General features: G+C 59.8%; 30 protein-coding genes and 1 tRNA gene. 17 read left to right on the plus strand and 14 right to left on the minus strand.

All coding sequences use genetic code 11. The features are described 5' to 3' along the window. Window positions 1–130 precede the first annotated feature (130 nt). The 10 genes from EJL02_RS12155 to eda form a co-directional block, all read right to left on the minus strand. Window positions 131–733, minus strand: coding sequence for a hypothetical protein (locus EJL02_RS12155; RefSeq protein WP_125116635.1), 603 nt, complete (start codon window positions 731–733; stop codon window positions 131–133). Beyond that, window positions 717–1,091 carry an LPD28 domain-containing protein gene (locus tag EJL02_RS12160; protein WP_125116636.1) on the minus strand — a complete coding sequence of 125 codons (375 nt, stop codon included), beginning with the start codon at window positions 1,089–1,091 and terminating at the stop codon, window positions 717–719. The genes EJL02_RS12155 and EJL02_RS12160 overlap by 17 nt, the downstream gene beginning before the upstream one ends. 13 nt (window positions 1,092–1,104) lie before the next feature. Beyond that, window positions 1,105–2,082 carry an ArdC-like ssDNA-binding domain-containing protein gene (locus EJL02_RS12165; RefSeq protein ID WP_125116637.1) on the minus strand — a complete coding sequence of 326 codons (978 nt, stop codon included), beginning with the start codon at window positions 2,080–2,082 and terminating at the stop codon, window positions 1,105–1,107. Next, on the minus strand, window positions 2,083–2,484 hold the full coding sequence (locus EJL02_RS12170) for a DUF3846 domain-containing protein (RefSeq protein ID WP_243114480.1): 402 nt from the start codon (window positions 2,482–2,484) through the stop codon (window positions 2,083–2,085). 67 nt (window positions 2,485–2,551) lie between these two features. Then, complete coding sequence (locus tag EJL02_RS12175) at window positions 2,552–4,684, minus strand: ParB/RepB/Spo0J family partition protein (RefSeq protein WP_125116639.1); 2,133 nt, start codon at window positions 4,682–4,684, stop codon at window positions 2,552–2,554. Between the two features lie 107 nt (window positions 4,685–4,791). Then, window positions 4,792–5,760 (minus strand): DUF6017 domain-containing protein, encoded by a 969-nt coding sequence (locus EJL02_RS12180; protein ID WP_243114482.1) that lies wholly within the window; start codon window positions 5,758–5,760, stop codon window positions 4,792–4,794. A 151-nt stretch (window positions 5,761–5,911) separates the two neighbouring features. Beyond that, window positions 5,912–5,987 (minus strand) — tRNA-Ala (locus EJL02_RS12185). 432 nt (window positions 5,988–6,419) lie between these two features. Next, on the minus strand, window positions 6,420–7,445 hold the full coding sequence (locus EJL02_RS12190) for a sugar kinase (RefSeq protein WP_125116640.1): 1,026 nt from the start codon (window positions 7,443–7,445) through the stop codon (window positions 6,420–6,422). Between the two features lie 27 nt (window positions 7,446–7,472). After that, window positions 7,473–7,817 carry a VOC family protein gene (locus tag EJL02_RS14345; protein WP_206426973.1) on the minus strand — a complete coding sequence of 115 codons (345 nt, stop codon included), beginning with the start codon at window positions 7,815–7,817 and terminating at the stop codon, window positions 7,473–7,475. Beyond that, complete coding sequence (eda, locus tag EJL02_RS12195) at window positions 7,810–8,454, minus strand: bifunctional 4-hydroxy-2-oxoglutarate aldolase/2-dehydro-3-deoxy-phosphogluconate aldolase (protein ID WP_206426974.1); 645 nt, start codon at window positions 8,452–8,454, stop codon at window positions 7,810–7,812. The genes EJL02_RS14345 and eda overlap by 8 nt, the downstream gene beginning before the upstream one ends. Window positions 8,455–8,647: 193 nt before the next feature. Between eda and EJL02_RS12200 the strand changes: the two genes are divergently transcribed. From EJL02_RS12200 to EJL02_RS12230, 7 genes are all read left to right on the plus strand, one after another. Further along, on the plus strand, window positions 8,648–9,427 hold the full coding sequence (locus EJL02_RS12200; RefSeq protein ID WP_125116641.1) for an IclR family transcriptional regulator: 780 nt from the start codon (window positions 8,648–8,650) through the stop codon (window positions 9,425–9,427). A 59-nt stretch (window positions 9,428–9,486) separates the two neighbouring features. After that, a complete protein-coding gene (locus tag EJL02_RS12205; protein ID WP_125116642.1) occupies window positions 9,487–10,509 on the plus strand; it encodes a LacI family DNA-binding transcriptional regulator in 1,023 nt (340 codons plus the stop codon). A 24-nt stretch (window positions 10,510–10,533) separates the two neighbouring features. After that, a complete protein-coding gene (locus EJL02_RS12210; RefSeq protein ID WP_125116643.1) occupies window positions 10,534–11,307 on the plus strand; it encodes an alpha/beta hydrolase in 774 nt (257 codons plus the stop codon). Window positions 11,308–11,309: 2 nt separating this feature from the next. Further along, window positions 11,310–11,807, plus strand: coding sequence for a GNAT family N-acetyltransferase (locus EJL02_RS12215; RefSeq protein WP_125116644.1), 498 nt, complete (start codon window positions 11,310–11,312; stop codon window positions 11,805–11,807). A 111-nt stretch (window positions 11,808–11,918) separates the two neighbouring features. After that, window positions 11,919–12,230, plus strand: coding sequence for a DUF2089 family protein (locus tag EJL02_RS12220; protein WP_125116645.1), 312 nt, complete (start codon window positions 11,919–11,921; stop codon window positions 12,228–12,230). 14 nt (window positions 12,231–12,244) lie between these two features. Then, entirely contained in the window at window positions 12,245–12,595 is a 351-nt protein-coding gene (locus EJL02_RS12225) for a hypothetical protein (RefSeq protein WP_125116646.1), read from the plus strand. Between the two features lie 20 nt (window positions 12,596–12,615). Beyond that, on the plus strand, window positions 12,616–12,954 hold the full coding sequence (locus tag EJL02_RS12230) for a hypothetical protein (RefSeq protein ID WP_125116647.1): 339 nt from the start codon (window positions 12,616–12,618) through the stop codon (window positions 12,952–12,954). A 50-nt stretch (window positions 12,955–13,004) separates the two neighbouring features. Here the strand turns inward: EJL02_RS12230 and EJL02_RS12235 are convergent, their stop codons facing one another. The 4 genes from EJL02_RS12235 to EJL02_RS12250 all read right to left on the minus strand — a co-directional run bounded on the left by EJL02_RS12235 (window position 13,005) and on the right by EJL02_RS12250 (window position 16,863). Further along, window positions 13,005–13,526 (minus strand): HD domain-containing protein, encoded by a 522-nt coding sequence (locus EJL02_RS12235; protein WP_125116648.1) that lies wholly within the window; start codon window positions 13,524–13,526, stop codon window positions 13,005–13,007. Window positions 13,527–13,617: 91 nt separating this feature from the next. After that, window positions 13,618–14,964: an MATE family efflux transporter gene (locus EJL02_RS12240; protein ID WP_243114483.1), complete on the minus strand. Its 1,347-nt coding sequence runs from the start codon at window positions 14,962–14,964 to the stop codon at window positions 13,618–13,620. Between the two features lie 188 nt (window positions 14,965–15,152). Then, window positions 15,153–15,596, minus strand: coding sequence for a GNAT family N-acetyltransferase (locus EJL02_RS12245; protein WP_125116650.1), 444 nt, complete (start codon window positions 15,594–15,596; stop codon window positions 15,153–15,155). Window position 15,597: 1 nt separating this feature from the next. Next, window positions 15,598–16,863 carry an O-acetylhomoserine aminocarboxypropyltransferase/cysteine synthase family protein gene (locus EJL02_RS12250; RefSeq protein WP_125116651.1) on the minus strand — a complete coding sequence of 422 codons (1,266 nt, stop codon included), beginning with the start codon at window positions 16,861–16,863 and terminating at the stop codon, window positions 15,598–15,600. Between the two features lie 151 nt (window positions 16,864–17,014). Here EJL02_RS12250 and EJL02_RS12255 point away from each other — a divergent pair, with 151 nt between their 5' ends. From EJL02_RS12255 to feoB, 10 genes are all read left to right on the plus strand, one after another. Beyond that, the gene (locus tag EJL02_RS12255) at window positions 17,015–17,227 is read left to right on the plus strand and encodes a DUF896 domain-containing protein (protein ID WP_125116652.1); all 213 of its coding nucleotides are present in this window, start codon (window positions 17,015–17,017) and stop codon (window positions 17,225–17,227) included. Then, window positions 17,224–18,561: a CCA tRNA nucleotidyltransferase gene (locus EJL02_RS12260; RefSeq protein WP_243114484.1), complete on the plus strand. Its 1,338-nt coding sequence runs from the start codon at window positions 17,224–17,226 to the stop codon at window positions 18,559–18,561. The genes EJL02_RS12255 and EJL02_RS12260 overlap by 4 nt, the downstream gene beginning before the upstream one ends. After that, window positions 18,551–19,120 carry a hydrolase gene (locus EJL02_RS12265; RefSeq protein WP_125116653.1) on the plus strand — a complete coding sequence of 190 codons (570 nt, stop codon included), beginning with the start codon at window positions 18,551–18,553 and terminating at the stop codon, window positions 19,118–19,120. The genes EJL02_RS12260 and EJL02_RS12265 overlap by 11 nt, the downstream gene beginning before the upstream one ends. A gap of 2 nt (window positions 19,121–19,122) precedes the next feature. After that, the gene (locus EJL02_RS12270) at window positions 19,123–19,530 is read left to right on the plus strand and encodes a secondary thiamine-phosphate synthase enzyme YjbQ (protein ID WP_125116654.1); all 408 of its coding nucleotides are present in this window, start codon (window positions 19,123–19,125) and stop codon (window positions 19,528–19,530) included. Between the two features lie 96 nt (window positions 19,531–19,626). Further along, window positions 19,627–20,169 carry a nitroreductase family protein gene (locus EJL02_RS12275; protein ID WP_125116655.1) on the plus strand — a complete coding sequence of 181 codons (543 nt, stop codon included), beginning with the start codon at window positions 19,627–19,629 and terminating at the stop codon, window positions 20,167–20,169. Window positions 20,170–20,520: 351 nt separating this feature from the next. After that, the gene (locus EJL02_RS12280) at window positions 20,521–21,084 is read left to right on the plus strand and encodes a DUF3793 family protein (RefSeq protein WP_125116656.1); all 564 of its coding nucleotides are present in this window, start codon (window positions 20,521–20,523) and stop codon (window positions 21,082–21,084) included. A gap of 41 nt (window positions 21,085–21,125) precedes the next feature. After that, the gene (locus EJL02_RS12285) at window positions 21,126–21,557 is read left to right on the plus strand and encodes a flavodoxin (RefSeq protein ID WP_125116657.1); all 432 of its coding nucleotides are present in this window, start codon (window positions 21,126–21,128) and stop codon (window positions 21,555–21,557) included. A 393-nt stretch (window positions 21,558–21,950) separates the two neighbouring features. Continuing rightward, a complete protein-coding gene (locus EJL02_RS12290) occupies window positions 21,951–22,160 on the plus strand; it encodes a FeoA family protein (protein WP_206426975.1) in 210 nt (69 codons plus the stop codon). Between the two features lie 13 nt (window positions 22,161–22,173). Further along, window positions 22,174–22,395 carry a FeoA family protein gene (locus tag EJL02_RS12295; RefSeq protein WP_125116658.1) on the plus strand — a complete coding sequence of 74 codons (222 nt, stop codon included), beginning with the start codon at window positions 22,174–22,176 and terminating at the stop codon, window positions 22,393–22,395. A 58-nt stretch (window positions 22,396–22,453) separates the two neighbouring features. Then, window positions 22,454–24,961, plus strand: coding sequence for a ferrous iron transport protein B (feoB, locus tag EJL02_RS12300; RefSeq protein WP_125116659.1), 2,508 nt, complete (start codon window positions 22,454–22,456; stop codon window positions 24,959–24,961). The last annotated feature ends 48 nt before the right edge of the window (window positions 24,962–25,009 follow it).

Here is a 25,009-nt window from a genome sequence, read left to right on the forward strand (position 1 = left end):
GTCCCAACTTGGGACGCATTAGGGGCGCGGGGTCTTAGGGGGTTCTCCCCCTAACAAGTGGCGTTTGTGGCACAAATGCCATACTTGCTCGTCCAGCGCCGCCTACGGCGACGCTGGGCGCGGCTCCCCTTTACCGGCTGGTTTCTGCGGGTGGCTTGACATAGGGCTTTCGTTTCCAGCCTTTTTCAAAGCGGTGTTCCAGCATAATGGCTCGGGTCAATTCTGCCTCGCTTTCCGGTGCATAGCGGATGCGCTGCGGCCTGCCATAGCGGTCATACAGATTGCCCCGGCACTTTTCCAGTTCTGCAAAGGTCATGTGGGCGGTGTAGCCGCTGGGATAGGTGATTTCGACAGTAGCGATAGGGAGCGCCGCCTTTTTGATGCGCTGCACTTGCTCCTTGTAGTTCAGAGGGTACACATCACCTACCACTATGCCGTCCCGCAGGCCGGTGACAACAATACGGAAGGCCCGGATTCCATCGGCAACAGATTCATAGTGTGTCCAAATGGCGTGTCCCTCACTTTCCCGCAGAAACACATCCCTCTCCTTGACACACCATGTTCCTGTGGTGCAAATCATCCAGTAAAACACCCTGTTTTCCATATCGTTTTCCTGAAGGGCGTTAGTGATAGTCCGCACATCATAGCAGAACGTGCGGGCGCTGTCATAAGGATATGGACTGTCTTGTACTGCACGGGAGAGATAGTCCAGCAGGTCAATCCGCTTTTCCATAAATCTGCTCCAGCCGCAGCGGGTCATAATCCGGGGACAGGTACTTGTCCTCAAACTCGGCGGGGGTGTAATAGCCGATCTGCAATTCATCCAGAAAGTCACCGGCCTCAATGATCCGGCCTTCGGCTCCGACCCCCTCCACAGGAATTGGGGTCAGAATGGTGCCGTAAAAGCCGCTGTCCACCTCGGTCATCAGCCGGCGGGGCTGGCTCCAGTCCTCCGGGGCGGCCTGCACCTCATAGCAGTTCATTCCCAGATGGACAGTCTGACGGCTGACCTTGTAGGGAGTATAGAGGGCGGGGATGCCGAAAATCTCGATTTCTTCCATTTTGGTGATACTGGCGTTAATAACATTCATGGTCTTGTCCTCCTTAGCGTTGTTGGGACGTATGCTTTTTGGCCTGCTCCTGCCGGGGCAGAACCGGATATAGTTCGGGGCATTGGCGTTCTATGCCGTCGATCAGTTCAGCAGCGGTTTCACGGATAAACTCAAGGGAGCTTTTCAATTCCTCCAGTTCCCGGTTTTTGCTCCATCCGGCAATATAGCCGAAAGAGTAGTCAGATGTGTCCACACCGAAATGGTGACACACGACATAGGCGATACTCTCCGCCTCCACCTCACGGGTATGCCGGTCTTTTTCCGGCAATCCCGTGACGATCCCATTTTCCACCGGCAAGGCGTGGCATTTGGCATGGGACACTTCATGGATCAGGGTCTTTAAGGTCTGCACTTCGCTCATGCCCGGACGGACGTATACACATTGTTCTATGTGGCTAAAGCAGCCTTTGGCCGCCGACGGAAACGGGAAGTTAAAGTAGACCGGCACGGGTGATACGGCCTCCACAGCAGGAATCAGGGTATTGTAATGCTCCACGCTGCCAGTCAGTTCGTTGACACACAAGGATGGAAGTTCCTTTCCCTCGGTCTGGCTCACATCAAATACTGTGGCAACTTTGAACGATTGGCGCTTTACCATCACATTTTCCTTGACTGGACGGCCATTTTCGTCCAACACTGGGCGTCTGGTGGTCGGGTCTATTTTTTCACGTTCCACCATCGTTTGATAGGGGCAGGGGGCAAGGATGCGGATGCCCTTTTCCCCGCGCTTGACTGTTCTGCCGAAATCCTTTTTCCATGCCTGAAATCCAGCTATCCGGGATGCTCCGGGATATTGCAGCGCAATCAACAGCGCATTGTTGTAACTGTACCTGTGGAATTTAGACATGATTTTCAAATATTCCGCATAGCGCCCGCTTTCAAACAGGTCTTTGATACCCTGTTCCAGCGTATCAGTGACTTCTTTCAACCGTTCTGCCGCTGTGGGATAATCTACAAGGGGGTTTCGCATTTAGCCACGCTCCATAGGCTTATCACGGCCTTTGGGCTGAGGCGGCGCCTTGGGACGGGCAGGGACTTTCAGTGTTTCCAAATCGTTGCCTTTGACGGCAAGGAGGATCTCGGCGTGTTGGAATTTTTGCTTGAAAGTCTTAACTTGTTCCGGCGTAAGGGAACAAAAATTCTCCTCGCCCAAACCACAGACAAAGAATGTACCAAACACGCCGCCGTAACCGCCCTCTACACTTCGATTAAACGGAAGTTGCAGCAGCAGACCTTCTTCGTTGCAAACAATGGCAACTGGTTCTTGGTAGGGGTAGATTGCCTGAATTAGCCCACCTACTACGTCCTGCATTTCTTTCAGGCCATTGATTTCCTTTTCATAGGGGGCTATTCCCGGCTCAACAACTAACACGTTCAGCTTTTATCACTCCTTTTCTGATTTTAGGCACAAAAAAAGCGCCTCTCGGCGCTGTTTCGGTTTATCTTCCTTTTATTCCGTCTTTGATGGCCTGTTTGGCTTTATCGCGTTCTTCCATCTTCCTCTGCAAATCCAGCGCATTGAACACCTTACGCTTGACCTCGCTGATGGTCGGCAGGCGGGTATTCGGGAAATATTCCTTCAGCTCACCGCTGGTAAAAATATACTTCTGTTCCGGCTCTGCCTTGGGCTTGTCAGGGGTAATGATAGCAGCGATTTTCTTTTCGTCCACCGGAGCGGGGGGCGGCTTGACGGCAGCGGGCTTGCTGGCAGGTGTGGGCGGTGAAGGCGTTTTGTTGGGTGCCTTGGCCTGTTCTGCTTTCGCGGCTTTTTCCGCCTCCTGAGCAGCGCGGCTGGCCTCTTTTAATTCAGTGGCCTGCGCCATAGTGGGTACAGTTCCCTTGGATTTTATAAAACTGACCACTTTGGATTGTTCATCCGGTTTGAGGTAGGATAGTTCTACGGCTGTATTAAACGGTAGTTTTTTGTCATCTACCTGTTGTTTCAGTTCGGGCACAAGGGAGTCGATGCGGACAAGGCGATTGACCTGGTTGCGGCTCATTCCCATATCCTCGGCCACGATCTGATCGGTACGCTTGCTCGGCCCGGCAAGCATATCCATCTTGGAACGGCGTCCGGCCTTGCGGGCAAGCGCCTCCATCTTCATTTTGGCAGCGCGGGCCAGTTCCGACGTGGGAATATCCTGACGGTGCAGGTTTCCATCCACCACTTCAATGCGGGCGCTGTCATCGTCCATCTGAACGATGACAACGGGAACAGGGTAATTAAGCTGTTTGGCGATGTCATGCCGTCGATGACCGGACAGCAATTCCAGTCCACCGCCCTCGCGGGGACGGGCCTTAACCGGCTCGTTGATACCGTTTGCCTTGATAGAATCAAACAGTTCTTTGTAGTCATCCACTTCCCGGTTGATTGTAAAGGGATGATCCAGAAAGTCAAAGAAATAGTCCGGGTGCAGACGCATAGAGTAGCCTTCCCCCTCTTTGGGAATAGGGATGGCTTTCAGCGCCTTATCATCCGGCTTATCCAGGCGGTCTGAAAACACCTGCGTAATTTTTACGCCTTTCGGCGGTTCTTTTGCGGGTGATGCTTTGGTATCAGGAGCCTTGGCCACCTCGGCGGGTTTCTTGACCTCGGGAGCAGGCGCGGCCTTGGGGTCGGGTGCCTTGGCTGCCTCGGCGGGTTTTTTGACCTCGGGAGCAGGCGCAGCCTTGGGATCGGGAGCCTTGGCCGCCTCGGCGGGTTTCTTGACCTCGGGGACAGGTGCAGCCTTGGGGTCAGGAGCCTTGGCCGCCTCGGCGGGTTTCTTGACCTCGGGAGCAGGCGCGGCCTTGGGATCGGGTGCCTTGGCCGCCTCGGCGGGTTTCTTGACCTCGGGGGCAGGTGCAGCCTTGGGGTCAGGAGCCTTGGCCGCCTCGGCAGGTTTCTTGACCTCGGAGGCAGGCGCGGCCTTGGGATCGGGTGCCTTGGCCGCCTCGGCAGGTTTCTTGACCTCGGAGGCAGGCGCGGCCTTGGGGTCGGGTGCCTTGGCTGCCTTGGCAGGTTTTTTGACCTCGGGAGCAGGCGTGGCCTTGGGATCAGGTGCCTTGGCCGCCTCGGCTGGCTTTTTGACCTCGGGAGCCGGTGCGGCCTTGGGATCAGGTGCCTTGGCCGCCTCGTCAGGCTTTTTCACCTCGGTGGTAGATACGGCTTTGGCATCCGGTTTGCTGTCAGGTAGAGAGGGCGAAGATTGCATATTAACATTGGCTTTGGCTTTATCAGCCAGTTTGTTTGGAAGGTTGAGCGCCACAGCCTTGATGGTCTGCTTGCCAGCTTTTTTTGCTGCGGCAACTCGCCGTGCCCCGTCAAGAACTTCATATTGCCCATCTTCCAACAGGCGGACGCTGATCGGTTCTTTAATTCCGTGTTTTCGTACATCTTCCACCAGCGCCTCAAAAGCGGGGGAGCGTTCATCCAGCTTGAAAAGTGGGTTTATCTTGAGCTTGGATAGTTCAACCTCGCTCTCGATTTTTACGACCGGCTCCCCGTCTGTTTTCGTGTTGTCCGGCCCAGTCGGTGATTTGGCCGTTTGATTATTGGCGGCAGGTGATTCAGAGTGTTTGTTATCGGGCATATAATTCCTCCTTTTCGGCCCAAAATATCAGAAATGCGTCCCAACTTGGGACGCAATACGGCGGGCAATATGCAATTTTGCGTTGTTCACCTCCTGCGCTTGCGGTCTTACTGCCCGTATAGGTCATGCTGCACCTCGGCTTGGTAGTAATGCCCTATGGTTGCCGGGGCATTATATAGCGCGGTCAGCAGATACCCTCGGATGTTGCGGATTTTTGTGGTGTTTTCCTTCATGCGCTCCAGCACATACTCTATGTGTGATTGCTCCAGGCGCCAAAACCGATCTTTTACTGCATCTATGGGTCTTTCTTCGCCTCCTATGCGGATTGTGGCTCGGGTACTGCAAAGGGTATCGGTGATTAAATCCAGAATTTCATTTACCTCATCAAGTCCATACCGTTCTCTAAGCTGGTTGTACTCGATATTGTCTTTCACTTCCTCACGGCACTCGCGTCGATCCATCGGTCGTATCGGAATACCTTGTGATGGATGGATAGATGGATCAAGATAACTCCCGTAAGGATAGATTATATTATTATAATTACCGTCCGATTTTCGGAAGTCTGCACTTCCGATTTCCGGAAGTCTTGAAGTCTGTTTTTCCGAAGTCAAGACTTCTGATATTCCGAAGTCTTGACTTCCGAAATTCGGAAGTCTGGGGTCTGTTGCAGCCGGAGGTGGGGACACCTCCGGCTGCTTGGGAAGGTCTGGTGAGGTAAATTGCTTGACATAAATTTTTGCTGGTCTGCCTTGTCCTTGGCGGATACGTTCTATCAAGCCGATGCCTTTGGCTGCATCCAGTTCAGCTAAAAGTTTGACGGCTTTTTCATGGCCGCAGTTCAGATCGCGCTGTATCTCATCCAAGGAATAGTAGATGTATACGCGGCCTAATTCATCATACCATCCGTTTCGGGAAGATAGTCCCATTCGGTCAAGCAACAGGCCATAGAGCAGTTTGGCATCGGTTGACAGGCTTTTGAATTGCGGGGCGGTTATCAGTAGACGGGGGATGCGGTAGTAGCTAAACCCATCTGACTGCCCGCCGTAGAAATAGTCAAAATTCACTTTCTCGCCCACACTGTCACCTCCGTATGGGTATAAAAAAAGGGACGTTCGTTTTTGAACGTCCCTATGGATTGCGTCTTGAATGGCAAAGATATGTCGATTTCATCATAGAAAAGGGAAAAGGCTTGTTTTCTGACGAAAACAAGCCTTTTTGCGTACCCTTTGGTGGAGATAAGCGGGATCGAACCGCTGACCTCTTGAATGCCATTCAAGCGCTCTCCCAGCTGAGCTATACCCCCATATTCTTCCAAAAATGGAAGTTTATAGGGTACGCGGTATGAAGTTGTCGATTGTTGGTTGCTCATTGGGGGCATACTTTTCATTTCGCAGGCTCCCAGCTGAGCTATACCCCCATATAAGAGGATGCGCTGGGTATTTCTTATTCAGTTTTGTGTGGGGTGCTGGTACACGATTGTAACGGGCTCCCAGCTGAGCTACGCCCCCATCACAGGATGCGTCAGCAGTTCTGACGACAAAATATATTATACTCAGCAAAGGGGCGTATGTCAAGGAAAAAATCCAATATCCCGCAAGTTTTTGCAAAATTTCTGCGCCAGACAGCAAAACGCCCGTGCTTGGAGACGGCACGGGCGTTTTGCATTTGTGGGATAGGGATGGTTATCAGTATGATAGAAACTCCGGCAAAACCGGAAATGGCTTGCGGGAAAAAATCAGCGCTGGATACGGCCGGAACCGTCGCCGCCGGCGAGCTTCTCGACCTCGGCAACCGTAACCATGTTGTAGTCGCCTTCGATGGAGTGCTTGAGCGCGGAAGCCGCAACAGCGAACTCAACCGCTTCCTGGGTGGACTTGCCGGTCAGCAGGGAGTAGATCAGGCCGCCGCCGAAGGAGTCGCCGCCGCCGACACGGTCGATGATGTGCAGGTCGTACTTCTTGGAGAAGCAGTACTCGCCGGAAGCCACGTCGTACAGCATAGCGCTCCAGCCGTTGTCGAACGCGGAGTGGGACTCACGCAGGGTGATGGCAACCTTCTCGAAGCCGAACTTGTCAGCCAGCTGCTTGGCAACCGACTTGTAGCCCTCGCGGTTGATTTCGCCCGCGTAGATGTCGGTCGCTTCCGCCTCGATGCCGAATACGTCCTTGGCATCCTCCTCGTTGGAGATGCACACGTCAACATACTGGCACAGGTCGGTCATCGCTTCGCGCGCCTGCTCGCGGGTCCACAGCTTGCCGCGGTAGTTCAGGTCGCAGGAGATTTTGACGCCGTGCGCCTTGGCAGCCTGGCAGGCCTCGCGGCAGATGTCAACCACGTTCGGGCCCAGTGCCGGGGTGATGCCGGTGAAGTGGAACCAGTCCACGCCCTCGAAGATCTTGTTCCAGTCGAAGTCTGCGGTGGTTGCTTCCTGGATGGCGGAGTGCGCACGGTCATAGATGCAGACCGAGCCGCGCTGAGAAGCGCCCTTCTCGTTGTAGTAGATGCCGACACGGTCGCCGCCGCGGGTGATCATGCTGGTGTCTACGCCGTAGCGGCGCAGGGAGTTGACCGCCGCCTGGCCGATCGCGTGGGTCGGCAGCTTTGTGACGTAAGCGGCATCCAGGCCGTAGTTGGCCAGGGAAACGGCAACGTTAGCTTCGCCGCCGCCGAAGGTGAATTCGAGGTGGTCAGCCTGTACGAAACGCTCGTAGTTGTACGGCTGGAGACGGACCATCAGTTCGCCGAAAGTAACGATTTTCATGTTGTATCCTCCGTAATAATTTGGTGATTACTGCTTGCCGACCAGATGGATCGCAAAGCCGCAGATCTCGTCGGTCAGGTAGATGGCGTTAAGCGTGCCGTCCGCCTTGAACTTGGCGGTGGCGTCGTTGAAGGAAAAGCCGCGTGCTTCCAGCTCGGCCTTGGCCGCGGCAACGTCCGGCGTACCGATGGCGATGTGGCCGTTCTTGCCCATGTAGGGCTCCTTCATCAGTTCGATATCGCCGGAGAAGAACGAGCTGTTGCCTTCCTTGACCGCAAAGCCGAACAGGGTGTGGAACATCTCGGCGGCCTTCTGCGCCTCTTCCTTGTTGGCGGCGTTGATGCCGATGTGCGCCAGCGAATACTTAACCATTGCGCGCCTCTTTCACGATCTCAACCGACTTCTTGCACAGGTCGGTGATTTCGTCCCACTTGCCGTTGTCGATCAGGTCAGCGGTAACCATGTAGGAGCCGCCGCAGGCAGCGATAACCGGGTTCTTGATGTAATCAGCCAGATTCTTGAGGTTGATGCCGCCGGTCGGCATGACCTTGAACATCGGGAACGGAGCGCTCATGGCCTTGATCTTGGCGATGCCGCCGGACTGCTCAGCGGGGAAGAACTTAACGACTTCCAGACCGAACTTGTAGGCGGTGTGATAATCCGTGGGCGAGCTGCAGCCGGGGAATACTGCGATGCCAACCTTCTGGCAGTAAGCAACGATTTCGGGATCCATGCCGGGGGTGACGATGAACTCTGCGCCGGCGGCCATCGCTTCGTCAACCTGTGCGGTGGTCAGAACCGTGCCGGCACCGACACACATTTCCGGGAAGTTGTCATGCATCAGCTTGATGGCGGTTGCGGCGCCAGCAGCACGGAAGGTGACCTCGGCAGCCGGGACACCACCGGCAATCAAAGCTTTTGCCAGCGGGATAGCGTCACGTTCCGGATTGTTGAGCTTGATGACAGGTACTACACCGATGGACTGAAACTTTTTCTCGATCTCATTCATTGCATTCTTCCTCCATGTTTCATATTGCGGAATGGCGTTTCACAAATCCGCTTGATGATTTTATTATAAAACTTTACCGTCAGATTGCAAGAGTTTTTCGCAAACAATCTGTGCAAAGTTTCTCTTGTATTTTTGGTGAAAATCCATTAAAATGGAACAAGGTTTTATAATGTGGAACGAAAGGGGCCTCGTTATGGCAGAATCCTCTTCGGTACAGTCGCTCGACCGTGCCTTTGACCTGCTGGAGCTGTTGTGCAAGAGCAGAAACGGGATGACGATCGGTTTGTTGTCGGCGGAAACCGGCCTGCACAAGAGCACGGTGCACCGCCTGCTGTCCAGCATGTGCACGCGCGGCTATGTGCAGCGCGACGCGGCGACCAGCATCTATCGGGCGGGCATGCGCCTGTGCGAACTGAGCAGTTATATTATGGATAATCTGGATGTGGTGGAGCGCGCGCGCCTGCCGATGGAGCAGCTCGGGCAGGAGACCAATGAGACCGTCCATCTGGTCATGCAGGAAGAGCGCGATATCGTCTATATCCATAAGGTGGAAAGCAGCCGCGGCGCGATCCGTATGTTCTCGCGCATCGGCATGCGCCGGCCGCTGTACTGCACGGGTGTGGGCAAGGCCATCCTTGCCACCTGGCCGGACAGCGAAGTGCATGAGCTGTGGCAGGAGAGCAACGTCAAACCGTGGACGGCGCATACCATCGTGTCCGAGGATGCGTTTTTCCGCGAGCTGGAGCGCGTGCGCCGTCTGGGCTACGCGCTGGATGATGAGGAAAATGAGCTTGGCGTGCGCTGCATTGCGGCGGCGATCCCGGATTACCGCGGCCGCGCGTCCTATGCGGTTTCGGTTTCCGCGCCGATCAGCCGCATGTCGGATGAGCGCATCGCGGCCCTGCGCGGCCCGCTGCTGCGCGCGTGCGACGAGATCGCGGCGGCGCTGGGCGGCAGCATGAACCGTGCATAACGCCGCAATGGCTACGGCAGTCTCGCCTCCGGGCGGGACGATAGAACAGGAGTGAATCAATGGCAGTCACATTGGCAGAGATCGCGGCGCTGGCCGGGGTCTCGCGCGGCACGGTGGACCGTGCCCTGAACAACCGCGGACGCGTGGACCCCAAGGTGGCCGCGCGGGTGCGGCGCATTGCGGTGGAAATGGGCTACCGGCCCAACCGCGCCGGCCGGATGCTGGCGCTGGCCAAGCACCCGATCAAGATCGGCGTGATCGTGCAGTCGGTGGAAACCATGTTTATGCATATGGTGTACGAGGAGACCAGCCGCGCCTGTGCGCGGCTCAAGAGCGAAGGGGCGGACGTGCTGCTGCGCCCGATCGAGGGCGTGGACGCGGCGCGTCAGCTGGAGGCGATCGACGAACTGGTTGCGGAAGGCATGAACGGCCTTGCCATCACCCCGGCGGAGGACGAAGCGGTGCGCGCGCGGCTGCGTGCGCTGTCGGAAGACATGCCGATCGTCACCTTCAACACCGACCTGCCGGAATGCGGCCGTATTTGCTATATTGGATCGGATAATTATGCCTGCGGCCGCGCCTGCGCGGGGCTGATGGACCTGCTGCTCGCCGGGGACGGCGAGGTGCTCGTGGTCGCGGGTCAGGAAAACAACCTGTCCCACCGGCAGAGGGTCGAGGGCTTCTGTGACGAAGCGGCGGCGCATTTCCCCGGCTTGCAGCTGCTGCCGCCCGAGACCTGCGGGGATGACCAGAAGCTGGCGCACGATATCATCTGCCGTGCGGTGGCTGAGCATCCCGACCTGCGCGGGGTGTACGTTTCGGTCAACGGGCAGATCGGCGCGTGCGACGCGCTGCGCGAGCTGGGTCTGCAAGGGAAGGTGCACCTAATTTGCCATGACCTGTCCGAAATCAACGCGGCCAACATCCGCGCGGGGCTGATCGATTTTCTGATCGACCAGGATGCACGCCTGCAAGGGGTGCGTCCGGTCAAGCTGCTGCTCGACTATCTGCTGGTGGGCGAAAAACCGGAAACCGACCGGATTCTGGCGCGCATTGATATCCGCAACCGGTATAATGTCTGATTGCGGCAAAGGAGGAAGCCATCCATGATGGAACAGGTACAGCTGCTGTACGGTGTGCTGCGGCATTTCGGCGCGGCGGCGGGGGAGCGCAAGCCCGCGCTGGTGATCTGCCCGGGCGGCGGATATGAATTCTGTTCGATCCGCGAGGGTGCGCCCGTGGCGCGGGCGTTCGCGCGCGACGGGATCGAGTCGTTTGTGCTCGAATACGACTGTATGGACGCGCCGCTCGGCACGCGGCCGGTGCGCACGCTGGCCGCGGCGGTCGCATGGGTGCGGCAGAATGCCGCGCGCTTCGGCGTGGATGCAAACCGCATCGCGGTCGGCGGGTTTTCCGCCGGCGGGCATCTGGCGGGCACGCTCGCGGCCGTGTGGAACAAGCCGGACTGGTTTGCACCGGGCACCGATCTGGAACAGCACCGGCCGTATGCCGCGGCGCTGTGGTATCCGGTCGTGTCCGCGGGGGCGTACGCGCACCGCGGCAGCTTTGTGCAGCTGGCGGGCGAGGACGAACACCGCCAGCAGGCGTTTTCGCTGGAAACGCTGGTGGACGCGAATACGCCGCCGGTGTTTTTGTGGCATACGCTGACCGACGCGACCGTGCCGGTCGAAAATACGCTGCTGCTCGAGGCCGCGCTGCGGAAAGCGGGCGTGCCGCATGAAGTGCATCTGTTCCCGCGGGGCGTGCATGGCTTGGCGCTGGCGGATTTTGAAACCTATGACCCCGCAGGCGGCCGCCGCCCGGACCGGCATGTGGCCCGGTGGCAGGCGCTGTGCGCGGAGTGGCTGAAGGAGATATAACCATGGAAATACAACGCACACAGCGGTCGGACCTGCCGGTGCTGCTCGATATTTTCGTGGGCGCGCGCCGCTTTATGGCGCAGAACGGCAACCCGCACCAGTGGGGCGACCGGTTCCCGACGCGCGAGATGCTGGAAGCGGACATTGCGGCGGGGCACAGCTTTGTCTGCCTGGACGGCGGCCGCATCGTCGCGACCTTTTGCTTTTCCACGGCGGGCGAGCCGACCTACCGGGTCATCCGCGAAGGCGCGTGGCTGGACGACGCGCCCTACGGCGTGGTGCACCGCATCGCGGCGGCCGAACAGGGGCACGGCGCGGCGGCGTACTGCCTGGAGTGGTGCCTGCAGCAGTGCGGCAACATCCGCATCGACACCCACCGCGACAACAAGCCGATGCAGCGGCTGCTCGCGCGTCTGGGCTACACCTACTGCGGGCTGATCGACCTGGAAAACGGCCGCGGCGAGCGGCTCGCGTTCCAGAAACGGCTGGCACAAGCGTAACCCAACAACCACCTCGAAAAAGAGGTGGTTTTTCTTTTGTAAAAAACAAAATGAAAGATTGACTTTAATAAAATTAAAGTATATACTGAAGATACCGAAAGGGGTGACAGCATGGCGATCGAGGTGCTTCCCGGCTGGATGGCGCAGCTCGAGGAAGAGGACGTGGCGTTTATCAAGCGGTTTGTGCTCGCGTCCGGCTCGCTCAAGCAGATCGCGGGCGAATACGGCGTGACCTATCCGACCGTGCGCCTGCGGCTCGACCGGCTGATCCAGAAAATCGAGCTGGGCGAGCGGGAGGACGAGGACCCCTATGTCGCGCTCATCAAGCGGCTGGCGGTGAACGACAAACTGGATTTTGACACCGCGAAGATTTTGATTCACGAATACAAAAAACGCCGCGCGGATGGCGCAGCGAAGGGATAGGGAGGTGCGTTTTTATGGCAAAACTCGATACGATGGCAATCGGGGTGACTGCGATCAACCTGTGTCTGTGGCTTGCGATTCTGGTGGGGATCATCGCGCTGCAGGTGTGGCTGTCGCGGCGCAAAGCGTGGTGGCCGGGGCTGGTGCTGCCGGTGTGCACGCTGCCGGGCGTGCTGCTCGTGCTGCCCAATGTGCTGCTCAACGCCCTGTCGCAGGCCGAAAACGCGGGACAGGCGCTGCTGTCGGTGCTCGGCTCGGCGCTTTGCCTGCTGCCGACGCTCGTGCTGCTGGCGGTGTATTGGCTGTGCCGCCGCAGCGAAAAACGCAAAAGGCAGATCGAGAAAATGAATATTCAAGATCTGTAAGTAGGAAAGGAGAGTAGAACATGTTTTTCCCGTTTCGTATTTTGATCTTGCTGCTGCTGGTGGCGGCGGTGCTGGCGCTGCAGGTGTGGTTGTCGCGGCGCAAGGCGTGGTGGCCCGGACTGGTGCTGCCCGCGCTGGAAATCGCCTATTCTGTTTTCGCCATCATTTCCGCGATCGCAGGCTATTATCAGGCGTATGGCAGGGCCGTGCCGGTGACGGCGTCGCTGATTGGGGATGCTTTTCTCGTGTTTTTGCAGTGCAATATTTTCACGGTCGTGCTGCTCGCAGTCTATTTTATCTGCCGCCACAGCGAAAAACGCAAAAAGCAGCTCGATAAAATGAACATTCAGGATTTATAAACAAAAACCGCCGTCCCGGACAGACGCATCCGGACGGCGGCTTTCTTTTTTTAAATTTCGGGCAACGCTTTGCGGCGTGCGGGGGACAGATAACCGCCGACGGCGGCGGCCATCTCTCTGGAAGCGACGACCTTGTCGGCCAGCGTGACGATCCACGCGATGCGCGTGCGCGGCATGGCTGCAAGAGGGAACATATGCCGTGCGATGGCTTCGCATTCCGTGTCGGAAAGACCGAACATGCATTTGGCGCGTTCGGCCGCGATATGCCCGTGCACAAAGGCATGCATGCGCATGACGCGCTGGATGCCGGAATACCGGTGCAGATAGCGGCGGAAAAGGTCTCCGCGCCAATCATAGCCGAAAAAGTCATGCAGCAGCGCTGCACGGACGACAGAAGCGGTCTCGTCCTCGGACAGACGCATCCGACGGGCGATGGCATAAGCTGCTTCCGCCACAGCAACCGAATGGTCATAGACCGAATTGTCGGCGCCGTGATGCTGAAACAGGCGCAGCTGCTGGAAGCGTGGATGCTCCAGAATGTGTCCCACAAGCTGCTGGATTTCGCTGTCCACTGGACCTCACCCCTTTCGTTTTGCTCTGCTTTTATTATAGTGCGCAGGCTGCACAAAAACAATGGGAAAATTGTTACATTATTGTGACATTTTACCCGAGCGGCGCGAGCAGCCGCCGCGTCACGCGCCGGTGCAGCAGCAGGGCGGCCACAAGACCGGCCGCTTCGGCAAGCGGGAAGGCGAACCAGACGGCATTGAGGCTCAGCCGCGCGAGCAGCACTGCCGCGGGCAGGATGACGATCAGCTGGCGGAGCAGCGCGACCCAGAGCGATTCGCTGCCGCGGCCCAGCCCCTGCATACAGCCCGACAGGATGACCGACGCGCCGGCAAAGCAGAAGGACGCGGAAATGATGCGGATGGCGGGCACGCCGAGCGCGAGCATCGCGTCCGACGCGTCAAACAGGCGCAGAAGCGGCACGGGCAGCGCTTCAAACAGCACGGTGCCCGCCGCCATGATGCCGACGGCGAGATAGAGCGCATAGCGGGTGATGCGCTCGATGCGGCGGCGGTTTTTTGCGCCGAAGTTGTAGCCGATCATCGGGATCAGCGCGTTATTGAGGCCGTACACCGGCATAAAGAGGAAGTTTTGCAGCTTGTAGTACACGCCGTAAAAGCTGACCGCGGTCTGCGAAAACGGCATCAGGATGCGGTTGAGGCCGACGGTCAGGATGCTCAGCAGCGACTGCTGCACGGTCGCGGGCAGGCCGATGCGCACGATTTCGCCCAAAATAGCGCCGTCCGGGCGGAACCCGCGCACTTGCAGCTGTACGTCGTGGTTGAACCGCACGTTGATGAAAAAGCCGATGCTCATGGCGATGATCTGGGACAGGACGGTCGCGAGCGCGGCGCCCGTTGTGCCGAGGGCGGGGAAGCCCAGCAGCCCGAAAATCATGATTGGGTCGAGGATGCAGTTGAGCACCGCGCCGATCAGCTGGGTGACCATGTGGTAAACCGTGTTGCCGGTCGCCTGCATCAGGCGCTCGGCCACGAACAGCAAAAACACCCCGCAGGAGGCCACCGTCACGACCGTGATATAGCTCGTGCCCATCTCGATGACGGCGGGCACTTCGGTGAACGCCGCGATGAACGCCCGCCCGAACAGCAGGCCGAGCACCGCGAACACCAGCCAGAAGCACACGGACAGGAACACGCCGTTGACGGCGACCGCGTTGGCCTCCGCCTGCCTTTTCTGCCCGAGCCGCCGCGAGAGCAGCGCGTTGACGCCTACGCCCGTGCCGGTCGCGACCGCGATCATCAAAAGCTGCACCGGGAAGGCCAGTGACACCGCGGTCAGCGCGTCCTCGCTGATGCGCGCGACGAACGCGCTGTCCACAATGTTGTAGAGCGCCTGCACCAGCATGGACAGCATGATCGGGAAGGACATCGTTATAATTAACTTGCCTTCGGGCATCGTTCCCATTTTGTTTTCTGAAGACATTCCGGTTCCCTCCATGTCGGATAGGGGGTATCCAATACCCCCTATCTACAAAAGCGGTTCCCGAAGAAACCGCTTTTGATACCCCTGGGCGCGGCCCAAGGCCGCTGGGTCGAGGGCAAAATCCGAGGCGCATGTCCCCGGATTTTGTTATTTTATGTCGCTTTGCTCCCGGCTGTGGCTGCAAACGATCATTGGTCGATCACCATCTGCCGGTAGGGCAGGTCTTCAAAGCCCAGCGCGCGGTAGAGCGCCGCGGCGCGGGGATTTTCGTCGGTGACTTCCAGCCGGAAGCGTGCCGCGTCCGGATAGGCCGCGCGCACGGCGGCGATCAGCTGCTGGCCGATGCCCTGTCCGCGCAAGGCGTCCTCGACCATCAGCTCTTCCAGCCAGACGCACAGCCCGCCCGCTTCGTTCGACCAGGTGATCGCGCATAGGCAGTAGGCGTGCGGCACGTCGCGTTCGTCCACCGCGACAAAGCAGCGGGCGTAGGGCGTGTCGCCCATCAAAAGGTCAAACGTGCGCGCGGCGTTTTGCGGGTCGATCGGGTGCGCGACCGCGGGCAGCGCGTAAAACGCGTGCACCATGCGGCAGAAGTGCGGTTTGTCCCACGGCAGGATCTCGCGAATCTCCATCTTAGATCTGCGCGAGCGCCTGATCGATGTCCGCGATGATGTCCTCGACGTTCTCGAGGCCGACCGACAGACGAACCAGACCCGGCTCGATGCCCGCGGCGACCAGCTGCTCGTCGGTCAGCTGACGGTGGGTCTCCGAGGCCGGATGCAGCACGCAGGTGCGGATGTCTGCGACGTGCACTTCGTTGCAGGCGAGCTTTACGCTGTCCATGAACTTCATCGCCGGGGTGCGGCCGCCCTTGATGTCGATGCTCATGACGCCCGAGCTGCCGAGCGGCAGGTACTTCTGCGCGCGCTCGTAATGCTCGTTGCCGGGCAGGGCAGGATAACGGACGGACGCGATCTTGTCCGACTTCTCCAGGTGCTTTGCGACCGTCAGCGCGTTCTCGCAGTACTGCTTCATGCGCACCGGCAGGGTTTCCAGGCCGAGGTTCAGCAGGAACGCGGAGTGCGCCGCCGGGTAGCAGCCGAAGTCACGCATCAGCTGCATGCGCGCCTTGATGATGTACGCCATGTTGCCGAAGTCGCGGGTGTAGGTGACGCCGTGGTAGCTCTCGTCCGGCTCGGTGAAGTCCGGGAACTTGCCGGAAGCCGACCAGTCGAACTTGCCACTGTCCACAATGACGCCGCCGCCCTGTACCGCGTGGCCGTCCATGTACTTGGTGGTCGAATGGGTGACGATGTCCGCGCCCCACTCGAACGGGCGGCACAGGATCGGGGTGGCGAAGGTGTTGTCCACGATCAGCGGCACACCGTTCTTGTGCGCGATGTTCGCCCACTTCTCGATGTCGAATACGGTCAGCGCCGGGTTTGCGAGCGTCTCGCCGAACACGGCCTTGGTGTTTTCCTTAAACAGCTTCTGGATCTCTTCCTCGTCCGCTTCCGCGTCCGCCCAGATGCACTCGATGCCGAGCTTTTTGAGCGTCACGCCGAACAGGTTGATCGTGCCGCCGTAGATGGTGGTCGCGGCGATGAAGCTGTCGCCCGCCGAGCACAGGTTGAGGATGGCCAGCAGGTTGGCTGCTTGGCCGGAAGAGGTCAGCATCGCGCCGACGCCGCCCTCAAGAGCCGCGATCTTCTTTTCGACCGCGTCGCAGGTCGGGTTGGCAAAGCGCGAATACATGAACTCGGTCGGCATATCGAACAGGCCGGCGATGTGCGCGGTCGAATCGAAGCGGTAGGTGGTGGACTGGACGATCGGCATCACGCCCGGGCCGCCGTTTGCGGGCTTGTAGCCCTCGTGCAGACATTTGGTTTCAATTTTCATATGATAAAACTCCTTTGCGGGGGATTGTTGACACAAGGGTATTTTATCACGCGGAGAAAAGCCGGTCAAGCATGCGCAATCCTTCGCTCGACTTTGCGCGTGCGGTTTGCTATAATAAGGACAGATCAAAATCCGATGGAGGAATCCGGTTATGACCGATGAAAAGATTGCGCGCATCAACGCGCTGGCGAAAAAAGCAAAAACCGAAGGGCTGACCGACGAGGAAAAGGCCGAGCAGAAGGCACTGCGCGAGGAATATGTCGCGGGTTTCCGCAAGAGCCTCAAGGCGCAGCTGGACAACACGGTGGTGCTCAACCCGGACGGCACATCGTTCAAGCTGCATCAGAAGCGGGGCAAGTCGTGATCTCGCTCCCCGCGCATGCCGCGCGCGCGATCGCGCAGCTCGAGGCGGCGGGATATGAGACGTGGGCGGTCGGCGGCTGCGTGCGCGACAGCCTGCTCGGCCGCGTGCCGCACGACTGGGATTTGTGCACCGCCGCAAGGCCCGACCAGATGCAGGCGGTGTTTGCGGGCGAGCGGGTGCTCGAAACCGGCCTCAAACACGGCACGCTGACGCTGCTGACCGACGGCGGCCCGCTTGAGATCACGTCGTTCCGCATGGACGGCGGCTACACCGACGGCCGGCACCCGGACGGGGTGCGGTTTGTCACCGATGTGACGGCCGACCTTGCCCGGCGGGACTTCACGGTCGGCGCGATGGCGTGGCACCCGGCGCGCGGCCTGTGCGACCCGTTCGGCGGGCAGGACGACCTGCAAAACGGCGTGCTGCGCGCGGTGGGAGACCCGGACGCGCGCTTCACCGAGGACGCGCTGCGCATCCTGCGCGGGGTGCGGTTTGCCGCGCAGCTGGGCTTTGCGGTCGAGGCGGAGACCGCCGCGGCCATGCGGCGGCAGCTGGCGCGCCTGTCCTGCGTCGCGGCCGAGCGCGTGCACGAGGAGCTGACCGGCTTGCTGTGCGGGCGGTTTGTGATCCGCGCGCTGCTCGGGTATGCGGATATCGTCACCGCGGCGCTGCCCGAGCTTGCCCCGATGGTGGGCTGCGCGCAGCAAAACCCGCACCACTTATACGACGTCTGGGAGCACACCGCCCGTGCGGTCGGGCAGGTGCCCGCCGAACCCGCCTTGCGCTGGGCGATGCTGCTGCACGACAGCGGCAAGCCCGCCTGCAAGACCGTGGACGACGCCGGCGTCGGCCATTTCTACGGCCACCCGAAGGTCAGCCGCGAAATTGCCGAACAGATCACGCGCCGCCTGCACTTTTCCAAGGAACAGGCGGAGCGCATCCTGCTGCTGACCGAGCAGCACGACCGCCCGCTGGGCGACAGCGACAAGCTGGTGCGCCGCCGTCTCACGCAGATCGGGGAAGCGCGCTTCCGCGACCTGCTGGCGATTAAAAAGGGCGACGCGGTCGGGCAGGGGACACATCCGGACAACGTGGCGGAATTGTGCGAAACCGAGCGGCGGCTGAATGCCGTGCTCGCGCAGGACGCGTGCCTGTCGCTGCGGCAGCTGGCGGTGGACGGCAACGACATGCAGGCGCTCGGCCTTGCCGGCCCCGCGGTCGGCGCAATGCTGCACGCGCTGCTCGACGCGGTGGTGGACGGCACGCTGGACAACACGCGGCAGGCGCTTCTGGCGCATGCCCAAGCCCGAATGGAGGAACACGATGACCAATAAAGAACTCTTTCTGGAAACTTTCCATAAAAATGTGCACCGCCCGGGCGCGGAAAAGCTGCTCGCGTGGATGGAGACGACCGACTTTTTCACCGCGCCCGCGTCCACGCGCTTTCACGCGGCGTATGAGGGCGGCCTGCTCGACCATTCGCTCAACGTCTATAACGTGCTGATCTCCAAGCACTATAACCCGGAGACCGACGACCTCGAGAGCTTTACCATCGTGTCCCTGCTGCACGATCTGTGCAAGGCGGGCTTTTACAAGACCGAGCTGCGCAACCGCAAGAACGACCGCGGCGAGTGGGAAAAGGTGCCGGTCTACGCGGTCGACGATCAGTTCCCCTATGGCCACGGCGAAAAATCCGTCTACCTGATCGAGCGCTTCATGCGGCTCAAGACCGAGGAGGCCATCGCGGTGCGCTGGCACATGGGCGGGTTTGACGAATCCGTGCGCGGCGGCAGCTTCGCGCTCGCGCATGCGTTTGAAAAGTATCCGCTCGCGGTCAAGCTGCACCTGTCCGACCTTGAGGCGACCTATCTGCACGAGAACAGGAGTGAATGAGCATGAAAACCAAGGAATACACCCTGCGCACCGACCGCGAGGGCATGTATAACATCACCGCGAGCCTGTGCGAGGCCATCCGCGAAAGCGGCGTGCAGAGCGGCATCGCGGTCATCTGCTGCCTGCACACGACCGCGGGCATCACGATCAACGAAAACGCTGACCCGGACGTGCAGCACGACCTGCTGCTGGGCCTTGCCGCGGCCTTCCCCGACCGGCCGCAGTTCCGCCACGCGGAGGGCAACTCGACCGCGCACCTCAAGTGCAGCTACGTCGGCGCGAGCCAGACCGTGCTCATCGAGGGCGGTAAGCCGCTGCTCGGCACCTGGCAGGGCGTCTATTTCTGCGAGTTCGACGGTCCGCGCACGCGCCGGTACCTGATCAAGGTGCTGGAAGACAGCGACCAGTGATGAGTATATTTTGGTGATGTTTTTGTAATATTTGGTTGCATGTGGGAGACGCTTTTGCTAAAATGAAAGTAATCCGATGGCAAAGGAGTCTCATATATGGAAGCATTGGAATGTATCAAAACACGCCGCAGCGTCCGCAAATTCACCGAACAACCGGTCGAGCGGGAGCTGCTTGAGCAGGTCGTCGCCGCGGCGGCCTATGCGCCGAGCTGGAAGAACACGCAGATCGCCCGCTATACGGTGGTCACCGACCCGGAGAAAAAGCAGCGTCTGGCGGATGAGTGCATGATGGATTTCGCGTTCAACCAGAAAACCGCATCGCACGCGCCCGCGCTGGTCGTTGTGACCGCGATCACCGGCCGCTCGGGCTTCGAGCGGGACGGCTCGTTCTCCACTTCGCAGGGCACGCACTGGCAGTCGTTCGACGCGGGCGTTGCCGCGCAGACCTTCTGCCTTGCCGCGCATGCGCTCGGACTGGGTACGGTCATCATGGGCATCTTTGACGAGGGCAAGGTGCGCGCTGTGTTGGACCTGCCTGAGGAGCAGGCGGTTTCCGCCCTGATCGCCATCGGGCATCCGGCCGAGCAGCCGGTCTGCCCCAAGCGCAAGGACGTGGAGACCCTGCTGCGGTTTGTATAAAGCGCATCCCGATCCCCATATTGGAAAAAAAACCGGCCGTTTGGCCGGTTTTTTTGTTTTGTCGATGCACCGCAGACGCGCGGGAAAAATTTTCGAAAAAGTGCTTGACATTTTGGTTAGCGTATGCTAACTTATATACAGGTTAGCCGAGGCTTACTGAAAGAGCAACCCGCCGGAGCCGTTCCTGCGGAACGGGGCGGCTTCGGTGAACCCATACACAGCTTCCTCTGTCATTTGCGCATCATCCGAACAGAAAAGGCCGTAATCCCGGCGCGGTCCATCGGCTAACCGCGGCCGCGCCGGACGGCCGGATTTAGTGCAGGGCGGAGGGCACGGGAGGAGCGTCTGCACATGAATCATCAGCTGGACCATTTGCTCGCGGCGCATTGCTCGCCGACGCTGGCCGGTATCAAGCCCGCCAGTCTGGTTGGCTGCGACCGCATGCAGTTTCCCGACCTGCCGCAGCAGCTGGGCGCTTATCAAGCGGCGTTTGCCCGGCGCGGCATCCGGTTCGAGATCCTCTGCGCCTGCCGCGGACGGTTTTTGGTGCTGGTGTATCACCGGGCGCAGCTGGAACAGCGTTTGACGGAAGCGCGGGTGCAGCGGGTGCTGGCGAAGTTCGGCTATCCGGCCGGAGCGCCGCTCGCGGCGCTGCTGGACGGCCTGCGGCGACGTATCGCCGCACAGGCGGAGTTCCCGCACGAAATCGGCCTGTTTCTGGGCTACCCGATCGAGGATGTGATCGGCTTTATCCGGTATGAGGGCCGCGGCTGCAAGCTGTGCGGCTACTGGAAGGTCTACGGGGACGCGCAGGCGGCATCCCGGTTGTTTGACCGCTTTTCGCGGGTATGCCAGGCGGTGAAAACGCGCGTGGAGCAGGGGGAGACCCTGCTGCAGGTGTTCGCCGCGGCATAAAGCGTTTTTTCACATATATGTTTTCAGGAGGTTTGATCCCTATGAGCAAGGCAGCAGTCATTTTCTGGAGCCAGACCGGCAACACCGAGCAGATGGCCGGCGCGATCGCGGACGGCATCCGCGCGGGCGGTCTGGAATGTGATTTGATGAACGTGGCGGAAGTGAGCGCCGCCGACGCTGCGAAATATGATAAGCTGGCGCTGGGCTGCCCGGCGATGGGCGCCGAAGTGCTGGAAGAGGCGGAATTTGACCCGTTCTTCACCGAACTGGAAGGCAAGCTGGGCGGCCGCAAGGTGGCGCTGTTCGGCTCGTACGGCTGGGGTGACGGCCAGTGGATGCGCGACTGGGTACAGCGCGCGGACGAGGCCAACGCCAACGTCTACACCGATGAGGGCCTGATGGCGCACGAGACGCCGGACGAGGCCATGCTCGACCAGTGCCGTGAGTTCGGCAAGGCCTTTGCCGCTTACTAAACCCTGACCCAATCCCGCGCCCTGTGGCGCGATACATCCCTTCGGTCATACCCGCCGCAAAGCAGGCTGCACAAAGACAGCCGCGGCGGCGGTTATGATACAAATATCCTTTCTTGTCCCAGGGGGAAACCCCAAGGGCATACCTTCCCGTATGCCCGCAACATGAGCCCGCGGCTGAACGGAACAACAGCCGCGGGCTTCCTCCTTGCTTGGGGAAAAGGATGAAATTAGCCATCGCTAACCCTTCGGGGTTGGTTAGTTTTGACAAACTTGAAAGTCTGTGCTTGACAAGAAGAGTTAGCAGTGGTAAACTGCAAACGAAACGGGGGTTAGTGACCGCTAACTCCTGCCTGTATGAATGTAAACCGCGTGAGAAAGGAGAGGATCGTTATCATGCCGCTGACGATGGCAGACACCGGCGTCCAAGCCACGATCAAAGCCATTCGGGGAAAGGATCAGACCAGACGGTTTCTGCAAAACCTTGGATTTGTCGAGGGGGCGTCGGTTTCGGTCGTTTCCTCGCTTGCGGGCAACCTGATCGTTTCGGTCAAGGACACACGCGTTGCGATCTCGCAGCAGATGGCTTCGCGCATCATGGTGTAAAGGGGGAAAAACGATGAGAAACCTGAGAAACACACCCTGCGGGGCAACGGTGACCGTGCGCCGGGTCGAGGGCGAAGGCGCAACCCGCCGCCGCATCATGGACATGGGCATCACGCGCGGCGCTGAGGTATTCGTGCGCAAGGTCGCGCCGCTGGGCGACCCGATCGAAGTGACCGTGCGCGGCTATGAGCTTTCGCTGCGCAAGGCGGATGCGGAAAAAATTCTCGTGGAGTAAACCAAATTTTTTTTACACAGGAGTTAGCCTTCGCTAATTCCGGGAAAGGGGCAACAACATGTCGATTCGTTTGGCGCTTGCGGGCAACCCGAATAGCGGCAAGACCACGATGTTCAACGACCTGACCGGCGCGACGCAGTATGTCGGCAACTGGCCGGGCGTCACCGTGGAGAAAAAAGAAGGCCGCTACAAAGCGGATAAGCAAATCACCATCACCGACCTGCCGGGCATCTATTCGCTTTCCCCCTATACGCTCGAAGAGGTCATCACCCGCGATTATCTGGTGGCGGAAAAGCCGGATGCGATCCTCAATCTGGTGGACGCGGCCAACATCGAGCGCAACCTGTATCTGACCACCCAGCTGCTCGAAATGGGCATCCCGGTGGTCGTGGCGCTCAATATGATGGATATCGTCGCCAAGCGCGGCGACAAAATCGACACTGCAAAGCTGTCGGCAAAGCTGGGCGTGCCCGTGGTGGAAACCACCGCGCTCAAGGGCAAGGGCACCAAGGAGCTGGTCGAGGCGGCAAAGCGCGCCGCGGCGTCCGGCGCCGCGCCCGAAAAGCCCGTTTTTTCGGGCACGATCGAGCAGGCGCTGGACAAGATCGCGTCGCTCATCGCGGATGTGACCGAGCCGGAGCAGCGCCGCTGGTTCGCGGTCAAGCTTTTCGAGCGCGACGAAAAGGTGCTCGCGCGCTTCCATTTCGGCAAGGACACGCTGGAAAAGCTCGAGCAGATCATCACCGCGGTCGAGGAAGAACTGGATGACGACGCGGAGTCCATCATCACGGACGCGCGCTATCAGTACATCACGGAAGTGGTCAAACCCTGCGTCAAAAAGCAGAAAAGCGGTCTGACCGCGTCCGACAAGATCGACCGCATTGTGACCAATCGCATTCTGGCGCTGCCGATCTTTGCGCTGGTCATGTTTTTGGTGTATTATGTTTCGGTCACCTCGGTCGGCAAAGTGCTGACCGACTGGGCAAACGACGGCGTGTTCGGCGACGGCTGGCACCTGTTCGGCATGGGCGCGAGCGCGTACGAAGAGGTCAATGCGGCCTATGAGGACGACGTGACCCGCCGCGACGCGTGGCTGGAAGCCGCCGCGGATCAGGGCGTGGACGTTTCCGCACTGACCGCGCTGCTCAAGGAAGAGGAGCCGGACGCCGACGCGGTCGAGCAGGCGGGTGCGGCGCTTGCGGCCGACGCAGCAGCGGCGAATGTTGTGGGTACGGCCGAGTTTGAGGACGAGGACACCGGCGAAACCACGACCGAGCCGGTCGATTTTGCGGCCTTCGAGGGTGCGCTTGCGGCCGAGAAGCCCGATCCGGCGGAATACGGCGTCTGGGTGCCGGGCATCCCGGTGCTGCTGGGCGGCGCGCTGGAGAGCCTTGACATTGCGGACTGGCTGAACAGCCTGATCATGGACGGCATCGTCGCCGGCGTGGGCGCGGTGCTCGGCTTTGTGCCGCAGATTCTGGTGCTGTTCTTGTTTCTCGCCATTCTGGAGGACTGCGGCTATATGGCGCGCGTGGCCTTCATCATGGACCGCATTTTCCGCAAGTTCGGCCTGTCGGGCAAGAGCTTTATCCCGATGCTGATTGGCACGGGCTGCGGTGTGCCGGGCATCATGGCCTCGCGCACGATCGAGCAGGAGCGCGACCGCCGCATGACCGTCATGACCACGACCTTCATCCCGTGCAGCGCCAAGCTGCCGATCATCGCCCTGATTGCGGGCGCGATCTTCGGCAACGCGGGCTGGGTGGCCTTTGCGGCCTATGTCATCGGCGTGCTGGCGATCATCTCGTCGGGCATCATGCTCAAGAAGTTCCGCATGTTCGCGGGCGAGCCCGCCCCGTTCGTCATGGAGCTGCCGAGCTACCACACCCCGACCGCGCGCAACGTGCTGCGGTCGATGGCCGAGCGCGGCGGATCGTTCATCAAGAAGGCGGGCACGATCATCCTGCTCAGCACGATCGTACTGTGGTTTTTGCAGACGTACGGCTGGGAAGAGGGCGCGTTCGGCGCAGTTTCGGATATCAACAACAGCGTGCTTGCCGCGATCGGCAGCGGCATCGCGCCGCTGTTCGCGCCGCTCGGCTGGGGCAACTGGCAGAACTCGGTCGCGTCGGTCACCGGCCTGATCGCCAAGGAGAACGTGGTCGCGACCTTCGGCCAGATCTACGGCTTTGCCGAGGTCGCCGAGAACGGCAAGGAGATCTGGAGCCTGCTCGCGGCGTCCTTCACCACGGTCAGCGCGTTCTCGTTCATGTGCTTTAACCTGTTGTGCGCGCCGTGTTTCGCGGCGATGGGCGCGATCAAGCGCGAGATGAACAACTGGCGTTGGACGTGCTTCGCGATCGGCTATATGTGCGTGTTCGCGTACTGCGTGGCGCTGATGGTCTACCAGTTCGGTGGGCTGCTGACGGGCGAAGTTGCGTTCGGCATCGGCACGGTCGCAGCCATTCTGGTGCTCGCGCTGATGATCTATCTGCTGGTGCGCAAGCCGGCGCGGGCGGACGACGCTTCCGCGGTGCGCCGCATGAGCGTGCAGGCAAACGGCTGATTTTTTGCAGCCGGGGGCTTGCCCCAAATCCAATCCTGATTTACAATG

It is taken from the genome of Agathobaculum sp. Marseille-P7918 (assembly GCF_900625105.1).
Lineage (GTDB): Bacteria > Bacillota > Clostridia > Oscillospirales > Butyricicoccaceae > Agathobaculum.